Below are 8,201 nucleotides of genomic sequence, written 5' to 3' on the forward strand. Positions count from 1 at the left end.
GAGAGGAGAATTTGTATGAGTATTTACAAAGATAATGTCACTGGGAAGTGGCGAGTGGTTTATCGGTATACCGACTGGACAGGGAAAACGAAACAGACTTCAAAACGAGGATTTCCTACGAAGCGAGAAGCGCAGATGTGGGAACACGAACAAATGTTAAAGCATGATGCAAAACTGGATATGACTTTCGCAAGTTTTTATGAAATCTATGTAGAAGATAAAAAGGAACGAATCCGGGATAACACATGGGGAACTAAGAATAATATTGCCAGAACAAAAATTCTTCCATACTTTGGGGAGAGAAAGATTGCAGAAATTGAACCAAAAGATGTGATTGCATGGCAGAATCATTTGCTTGCATTTAAGAGAGCGAATGGAAAAGGGTATTCTGCTTCATATCTGCGGAAAATCCACAGCCAGTTAAGTGCCATTTTCAATCATGCGGTTGATTTTTATCATTTGCCTTCTAATCCGGCACAGAAAGCTGGAAATATAGCAATAGAGGAATATAAGGAAATGTTGTTCTGGACGAAAGAAGAGTATTTGAAATTTGCAGATGTGATGATGGATAAACCAGTTTCTTACTACGCTTTTGAAATACTTTACTGGTGTGGTATCCGTGAAGGAGAGTTGCTTGCCCTGACACCAGCGGATTTTGACTTTACAACGCATACACTACGAATTAACAAATCATATCAAAGATTAAACCGGGAAGATGTGATTACCCCACCAAAGACATTTAAAAGTAACAGATTTATCAAGATGCCACAATTTATATGTGATGAGATGCAGGATTATATGGGAATGCTTTACGGTCTGAAGGAAGACGAAAGAATTTTCAAAATTTCCAAATCGTATCTGCATCATGAAATGAACAGAGGATCAAAAGTGTCTGGGGTAAAGCGAATTCGTGTGCATGATTTGCGACATTCCCATGTATCGTTATTGATCAATATGGGATTTACGGTATTAGCAATTGCAGACCGAATGGGACATGAGAGCATTGATATCACTTACCGATATGCGCATCTGTTTCCAAGTGAACAGACACAGATGGCAGAACAGTTGGATATTGAAAGGATGGAAAAATTAAATGGAGAAAAATCTGGACAGTAAAGGAAGATGGAGAAACAAAATCGTAGCATTCCGGGTATCCCCGGAAGAGGCAGAGCAAATTGATGCATGTGTCCGATTGTCAGGACTTAGCAAGCAGGACTATATCACAAAACGATTAACTGATCGAGAAATTGTGGTACAAGGAAATCCAAGAGTGTATAAAGCATTGCGAAATCAGATGGCAGAGATTTATGAAGAATTGAAGCGTCTGGAAAAATGCAGTGAGGAAAACGAAGAGTTGCTGAGTACCCTGAGATTGGTCGCAGAGACATTGTATGGATTGAAAGGGGAAAATGAATGACAGCAAAAGAAAAAATGACTGCTCCGGTAACATCTGTTGGCGCAGATGTGGAACAGCCATTACAAAATTTTAAAACCAACCAAAGTATAGCAGATTTGCCCGGCAAGGGCAATCTGCAAGCCACAAATAATGCGGAAAATACAGCAAAATCAGCAAATAAAAAGAATTCGGATGATCTAGAAACAGTTTCTATGATGGAATTATACGATACCGCATATCCACCCAAACTGCCAATTGTAGATGGACTTCTGTATAACGGAACTTACCTGTTTGTGGGTTCACCGAAAATTGGAAAATCATTCTTCATGGCACAGATTGGGTATCACATCAGCAAGGGACTTCCGTTGTGGGGATTTTCAGTGAGACAGGGAACGGTTCTGTATCTGGCACTGGAAGACGATTATGCAAGGCTGCAGAAACGATTATCACAGATGTTTGGAATGGAAGGCAGTGAGAACTTTTATTTTGCCACAAAGTCCAAATCATTAAATGCTGGATTGGAGCAACAACTTGTGCAGTTTGTAATAGAGCATAAGGATGCAAGACTCATTATCATTGATACGCTCCAGAAAGTCAGGGAAGTGGGCGGAGATAAATTCAGCTATGCCAGTGATTATGAAATTGTGACAAAGCTGAAAGCATTCAGTGACCATTATGGAATCTGTTTTCTGGTGGTGCATCACACAAGAAAAATGGAATCTTCAGACAGCTTTGACATGATTTCCGGTACGAACGGACTGTTGGGAGCTGCAGACGGAGCATTTGTCATGCAGAAAGAAAAACGGACAGATAATAAGGCAGTTCTGGAAGTGGCAGGACGTGACCAGCAGGATCAGAAACTGTGGTTGAACTTTAATCGGAAAAGATGCGTTTGGGAGTTAACCAAAACAGAAACAGAACTTTGGAAAGAACCAGAAGATCCCTTGCTTGAAAAAATCAAAGAACTGGTAACGGATGAACAGCCGGAATGGACGGGAACAGCAACGGAACTGGTAGAACTTCTGCAGGTAGAGATGCAGCCTAACGCTTTATCAAGGAAATTGAATGTCAGCCTGGAACGACTGCTTCTGGAATATGGAATTCAGTATAAAACAGAGCGAGGACATGATGGAAGAAAAATCAGACTGACCTTTGTAGGAACAACAGCGTGACGATATGTGACGGTTGTGACGGTATTTTAGATAGCGCGTCGGTAGTGAAAATATCGTCACTATCGTCACGACCGTCACGGAAAGGGAAAATATGGAGAAAAAAGCACAGGTACAGATACCAAAAGATTTGCTGCTGGCACTGTTTCAATACCATCTTGCCGGAAATGAAGATTATTTACCGAAAATTGAAAAAGCATTGATGGAAAAGTTGGATAGCATGGTAAAACGAGAACTTTATACAACCTTTAAAACAGCACCAACAGAGGAAGAACGAGAAAAGGCAAGGCAGGAATATTTGGATAAATGTGGAATACCGGAGAGCTTTCGCTGGTAACAATTCTGCTTGATTACTTTATAACAGGAGCGTGACACGCACCTGTAGATAGCAGACAAGGAGAAGTCCGGAATGCGAAGTCGAAAGTGCGTTGGAAAACAGGAAAATGATTGGTGCTTTGTAGGTGACAAAGGGGCCCTGAAACAGGGCTCCCTTGAAGAAAAACTATGGATAAAGGAGAACGATACAATGAGAGAAGGAAGATTGGGATATAACTGTGAAAATGACAGATACGGGTTATTGTCGATGGACTTATGGATTGATACAGGATTTCACTGTGGGGAATACATGGAAGTACTGGTGGATGACCAGTGGGTACAGACAAGAATGGAAATGAATCTGGCGAGAGAATGGTATCTGGTTGGAACACCATACTGCGGAGATCTGGAATATATCCGGGCGAGAATATCAGATTAAATCTGATGGAAAACAGAAGAAAGCGAAACAGACAATCTGCGGTTAGAAAGAAAAAATAGCCCGGATACGGGCATAAAAAATGGGCGGATACGCCCAAGATGAAAAGTATAAGCCGGACAGTAGTTGTTACAGGTAGCATGTATCAAAGCCCTCGGCGTTTGAGAGCGAAATACACCCATCGCACAAAACTGCGTTTTATGCTCAAGGGTATTTCGCTCTGCGAGGCTAAAATGCCGGATACGGCAATAAGTTCGTAAACGGATGCCTAAGCATCCACTCACAAAAATATAGCAGAATTTACTTTGCTGAAGAAAAAGGAGGGAGTGCCTATCGCAAGAAATTCATTTATTCAATTGACGAAATTAAGTAACGTAAAAGGTCGGATCACTTATATATCCAGCCATGCAAAACAGGAAAATCTTTATACAGTTTATGAGACTACGGAACGAAAATTCTGGCGGGAACTTGCAAAATGTAATCAGGAAGAATTTGCAAAAAGCGGAACAGAAGGGAAATGTATTGAAGCACGAGAACTGATTATTGCTTTGCCAGAGAGTTTTGTGGAATATCCGCCAGATAGATTGTTGAAACTGTTTACAGAGCATTTCAAACAGAACTATGAAACGGAATGTATTGCAGCATTGCATCACAATAAAAGGAAAACGAATTATCATATTCATTTGATCTTTGCAGAACGAAAACTGTTGGATGAACCGATCATTAAGATCGCCAGCCGGAATATGTTTTATGATGAAAATGGGAAACATGTCCGTACCAAGAAAGAAATATTAGGAGAAGACGGAGAAATCCGGGAAGGCTGCCACATTATAAAGAAGGGCGAGATTTATGAGAAGAAGTTGTTTACCGTTAAAGATGAACGGTTTAAAAGCAATTCCTTCCTGGATGAAGTGAAATGTTCCTATACTGACCTGATTAATCTTTATGTGAAAGCTGAAAAACAGAAGCTGCAGGTATTTCAACGTGGTAGCGTTTATCTTGCAACAAAGAAAATCGGAAAGCACAATCCAAAGGCGCTGGAAATCGAAGCAGATAATCGGAAACGTCAGGAATGGAATCGGGCAGTGGATATGGCACTGATCAGCGGCATTCCAGAACCGCAGATTATGGAAGTGAAACAAAAAAGAATTTCAGAGCCAATCAAGAGTGCAATTTCCCGAAAGGGAAGCAAACCAAACTTATTTGCAAAAGTTGTTACGATGGCGATAGAGGCACTGGAATTGATGATAGAAACGGTACTCGTGAAAAAGTATAAAGAATCATTGGAACAGAAAGAGCAATTACAGAAAACAGATGCTTCTGATATGGAGACTGTAATACCAGAAACAGAACGAAAGGAAGTAAAAAATAAAGAGCCAGAGGAAAGCCGGTCAGAACCGAAACAGCCGGAAATGACAAGGCTGGCATCAAAATATCCGAAACTTTATAAGATTTACAATGAACTGGAGCAGCAGAATAATACAATTTACAAGAAAGAGAAACAGCGTTCTGATAAGAAGAAAGAACTGTCTGAGATCAAAGGTTGGTTTAAAGGAAGAAAGAAAAAAGAATTGCAGGAAGAAATCGATGATTTGACAAGCCAGATCCGGAATATGAAAGATTATCTTCCGAAGAGTGTACAGAAAGTCGGCTATAGAAGCGTACAGGAATTTTTGAAAGACTTCAAAACTGCAAAGTCTGAGTATAGTCAGTATCAGAAGGCAATCGCACAATGGAAACAGGAAACCGGAAAAGAGCCAGAGCCGCAACTACATGGTGTCAGGGCGAAGTTGGCAGCAAACAGAAAGAAAATAGAGCAGGAGCAGAAAAATACACAACGTGCCCGAAGTCAGAGCAAGGACCGAGGGGCAAGATAGGAGGAAAATCATGGAGAAACACATTATGGGAGAATATGGAATCAGCTATACTTTGGGAGAGGACGGTCTGTATTATCCAGACCTGTATCTCCCGGAGGAGACGGAATATCCGATTGGGAAGTATGGAATGATGCGAAGAACGTATTTGAAAGAGCATCGGAAAGGGATGTATCTGGAGCTGGTGCTTGCCGGGAAACTGAATGAACATTTGCACCAAATTGATGAGGAATGTCATCAGATGATGGATAGGCTGGTGGAACAGATGAAAGAGCAGCAGGGAGTGACAGAAGAATTGAAAATGCAGGATCAGATGGCATGGGTTGGGAAGATGAATAATATTATTGCTTGCGCGGAGGAGATTGTGGTGAGGGAGGTGGTGTATGTGTGATGAATGCGGAGCAATTTAGCTGCTCCGTATTTTGATAAGAATGATAAAATAATTGAAGACAAGACTTTTTATAAGTATAATTAAAACATGACATACAGTTGACGTGTTTTGTATAGTATCATAAGAGTTGTTAAAGGAGAAATCATGAAAATAGACAGACAGATTGGGATTTTGTCAATGCTGTTACAAAAAGATACGGTTACCGCACCTTATCTTGCGGAAAAGTTTGAAGTATCCCGGCGAACCATAAACAGAGACATAGAAGATTTGTGCAAAGCGGGGATTCCCATTGTAACAAAACAGGGTGTGAATGGCGGCATTTCCATTATGGAGAACTATAGACTGGATAAGACACTATTTACACGGGGAGAAATGCAGGATATTCTTGCAGGACTGCGCAGTCTGGACAGTGTGAATGGAACAAACAGGTATGGACAATTGATGGAAAAGCTGTCAGTTGGTTCATCTGATTTTATGGTGGGTAACCAGACGGTACTGATTGATCTATCCTCTTGGTATAAGGATTCACTTGCGCCTAAAATCGAATTGATACGCACATCAATTGATAAATGCAGAAAACTGGAATTCGTCTATTATTCTCCAAAAGGAGAGTCTGCACGTTGCATTGAGCCGTATTATCTGATTTTTCGGTGGTCAAGCTGGTATGTATGGGGATGGTGTATAAAACGTGGAGATTTTCGATTGTTCAAATTGAACCGAATGGATGAGGTAATAATATCGGAGCAGGAGTTTTCCCGAAGGCAGGTGCCAATGCCGGATTTAAGCGATGAAAAGATATTTCCCGGAGGGATAAAGGTCAAAGCATTATTTGAGAAAGACTGCAAATGGAGATTAGTTGAGGAATTTGGACCGGAATGTTTCAGTGTGCAGCAGAATGGAAAACTTTTGTTTCACGCAGATTACACAGATAAGGAAAATCTGATTACATGGTTGCTGTCCTTCAGGGACAAGGTAGAATTACTGGAACCAGAGGAAATACGGGAGGAGATTAAGATCAGTATCGAATGTATGAAAAAGAAATATGAAGGTAAAATTTTGGCTATAAAATAACAAAAATGGAGAAATGATTTATGAGGTATACATGGATTGACGAATATTTACTTAGTAAGGCAGGAGTGACAAAAGATCTCCAGAAGGATTGGAATTGGATTCGTTATCAAATAGGTGGGAAAATGTTTGTCGCAGTCTGTTTGGGACAGACTGATGAGCCATATTATATTACCCTAAAACTTGAACCAACGGAAGGTGATTTTTTACGTCAACAGTACGAAGATATCATTCCTGGATATTATATGAATAAAACCCATTGGAATTCAATAAAACCAGATGGTGAAGTGCCCGACAATTTATTGAAAGACTTATTGGATAAATCGTATCAACTTGTGCTTGGTGGATTTAGTAAAAAGAAGCAGAGGGAAATATTAGAAGTGGCTCAATCGGTAAATATAATAAGCTGTTGTGGCACAGATTGCTCCAAGTGCGGGTGCTTTGGGAATATGTGCAAGGGGTGTAGTGCAAGTCTTGGAAAAGTATTTCATGCACCGGATGGTCAGGCGTGTCCAATATATGAATGCGTGGTAAATCAAAAAGACATGAAAGGATGTGGAGAGTGCGAGCATATCCCTTGTGATATATGGAGAAAAACAAAAGACCCTGCTTTTACAGAGGAAGAATTTGAACGTAATATACAGGAGCGAGTAGACAGATTAAAGAAAGGATGAAAAAGATGGCGTTTGATTTAAAAAAAGAATACAAGGAATTTTATATGCCGAAGAATAAACCGGAAATTGTAAAAATTCCTCCAATGAATTATGTTGCAGTTCGCGGAAAGGGAAATCCGAATGTAGAGTGTGGTGATTACCAGCAGGCAATAAGCATTTTATATGCAGTTGCTTATACATTAAAAATGAGTTATAAGACAGATTATAAAATTGAAGGATTTTTTGAATATGTAGTACCGCCGTTGGAAGGATTCTGGTGGCAGGGTGAGCAGCATCCTGTGGATGCTGAGATGCGAACTGACCGAACCGACAGGCGAGAAAATACCAAAGGAATTGATTATAGCAACAAAGATACATTTAATTGGATTTCTGTTATTCGTTTGCCTGATTTTATAACCGAAAAAGATTTTGCCTGGGCGGTACAAACAGCAACCAGGAAGAAAAAAATAGATTGTTCACCGGCAGAGTTTTTAACGATTGATGAGGGGCTTTGCGTCCAGATTATGCATCAAGGTTCATTTGATTCGGAACCTGCAACAGTAGCTTTGCTGGAGGATTATTTGAAGGAGCAGGGCTATGAGAATAATATAAATGAACAGCGTTTACACCATGAGATTTATATGTCCGATGCAAGAAAGGTTGCTCCTGAAAAATGGAAAACTGTAATTAGACATCCAATCAAGAAAGTATAGAGGCAAATTGCATTGAGTGAGATTATAGAATGAATCTAAAGTAACATAGTGGATATACAGATAGAGCAGCCGAGAGGCCAATGTCATTAAGTTAGTATGACGCATAAAGATCTCTATATCTGAAATGGTATAGGGGTCTTTTTATTTTTCGAAAACAGTTGACATTTATATTAATGTGTGCGGCCG

Annotated in this window: 10 protein-coding genes; all 10 read left to right on the forward strand. The window is 40.1% G+C overall.

Going from position 1 to position 8,201, the window contains the following annotated elements; genetic code table 11:
* The first annotated feature begins 15 nt into the window (after positions 1-15).
* The 10 genes from DWX28_RS11595 (at position 16) to DWX28_RS11640 (ending at position 8,015) form a co-directional block, all read left to right on the forward strand.
* Positions 16-1,116 carry a site-specific integrase gene (locus DWX28_RS11595; RefSeq protein ID WP_118252774.1) on the forward strand — a complete coding sequence of 367 codons (1,101 nt, stop codon included), beginning with the start codon at positions 16-18 and terminating at the stop codon, positions 1,114-1,116.
* Positions 1,094-1,417 (forward strand): plasmid mobilization protein, encoded by a 324-nt coding sequence (locus tag DWX28_RS11600; protein ID WP_005340449.1) that lies wholly within the window; start codon positions 1,094-1,096, stop codon positions 1,415-1,417. Before DWX28_RS11595 ends, DWX28_RS11600 begins: the two co-directional genes overlap by 23 nt.
* A complete protein-coding gene (locus tag DWX28_RS11605; RefSeq protein ID WP_118252775.1) occupies positions 1,414-2,568 on the forward strand; it encodes an AAA family ATPase in 1,155 nt (384 codons plus the stop codon). Before DWX28_RS11600 ends, DWX28_RS11605 begins: the two co-directional genes overlap by 4 nt.
* Before the next feature lie 91 nt (positions 2,569-2,659).
* Positions 2,660-2,902, forward strand: a complete 243-nt coding sequence (locus tag DWX28_RS11610) for a complexin-2 (protein ID WP_118252776.1) — start codon at positions 2,660-2,662, stop codon at positions 2,900-2,902.
* Positions 2,903-3,091: 189 nt separating this feature from the next.
* Entirely contained in the window at positions 3,092-3,319 is a 228-nt protein-coding gene (locus tag DWX28_RS11615) for a DUF5348 domain-containing protein (RefSeq protein ID WP_118252784.1), read from the forward strand.
* A gap of 302 nt (positions 3,320-3,621) precedes the next feature.
* Entirely contained in the window at positions 3,622-5,193 is a 1,572-nt protein-coding gene (locus DWX28_RS11620) for a MobA/MobL family protein (RefSeq protein WP_226906321.1), read from the forward strand.
* 10 nt (positions 5,194-5,203) lie between these two features.
* Positions 5,204-5,581, forward strand: a complete 378-nt coding sequence (locus tag DWX28_RS11625; protein ID WP_118252777.1) for a TnpV protein — start codon at positions 5,204-5,206, stop codon at positions 5,579-5,581.
* A 144-nt stretch (positions 5,582-5,725) separates the two neighbouring features.
* Complete coding sequence (locus tag DWX28_RS11630; protein ID WP_118252778.1) at positions 5,726-6,652, forward strand: helix-turn-helix transcriptional regulator; 927 nt, start codon at positions 5,726-5,728, stop codon at positions 6,650-6,652.
* 20 nt (positions 6,653-6,672) lie between these two features.
* The gene (locus DWX28_RS20400; RefSeq protein ID WP_118252779.1) at positions 6,673-7,323 is read left to right on the forward strand and encodes an MmcQ/YjbR family DNA-binding protein; all 651 of its coding nucleotides are present in this window, start codon (positions 6,673-6,675) and stop codon (positions 7,321-7,323) included.
* A 5-nt stretch (positions 7,324-7,328) separates the two neighbouring features.
* On the forward strand, positions 7,329-8,015 hold the full coding sequence (locus tag DWX28_RS11640) for a GyrI-like domain-containing protein (RefSeq protein WP_118252786.1): 687 nt from the start codon (positions 7,329-7,331) through the stop codon (positions 8,013-8,015).
* Positions 8,016-8,201: the final 186 nt, after the last annotated feature.

This window comes from Blautia sp. AF19-10LB (assembly GCF_003461245.1).
Lineage (GTDB): Bacteria > Bacillota > Clostridia > Lachnospirales > Lachnospiraceae > Blautia_A > Blautia_A intestinihominis.

Excerpts from the sequence above, each read along its gene's own strand:
- DWX28_RS11610 (WP_118252776.1), top strand. The coding sequence starts at position 2,660 with ATGGAGAAAAAAGCACAGGTACAGATACCAAAAGATTTGCTGCTGGCA.
- DWX28_RS20400 (WP_118252779.1), top strand. The coding sequence starts at position 6,673 with ATGAGGTATACATGGATTGACGAATATTTACTTAGTAAGGCAGGAGTG.
- DWX28_RS11630 (WP_118252778.1), top strand. The coding sequence starts at position 5,726 with ATGAAAATAGACAGACAGATTGGGATTTTGTCAATGCTGTTACAAAAA.
- DWX28_RS11615 (WP_118252784.1), top strand. The coding sequence starts at position 3,092 with ATGAGAGAAGGAAGATTGGGATATAACTGTGAAAATGACAGATACGGG.
- DWX28_RS11600 (WP_005340449.1), top strand. The coding sequence starts at position 1,094 with ATGGAGAAAAATCTGGACAGTAAAGGAAGATGGAGAAACAAAATCGTA.
- DWX28_RS11605 (WP_118252775.1), top strand. The coding sequence starts at position 1,414 with ATGACAGCAAAAGAAAAAATGACTGCTCCGGTAACATCTGTTGGCGCA.
- DWX28_RS11625 (WP_118252777.1), top strand. The coding sequence starts at position 5,204 with ATGGAGAAACACATTATGGGAGAATATGGAATCAGCTATACTTTGGGA.
- DWX28_RS11640 (WP_118252786.1), top strand. The coding sequence starts at position 7,329 with ATGGCGTTTGATTTAAAAAAAGAATACAAGGAATTTTATATGCCGAAG.
- DWX28_RS11595 (WP_118252774.1), top strand. The coding sequence starts at position 16 with ATGAGTATTTACAAAGATAATGTCACTGGGAAGTGGCGAGTGGTTTAT.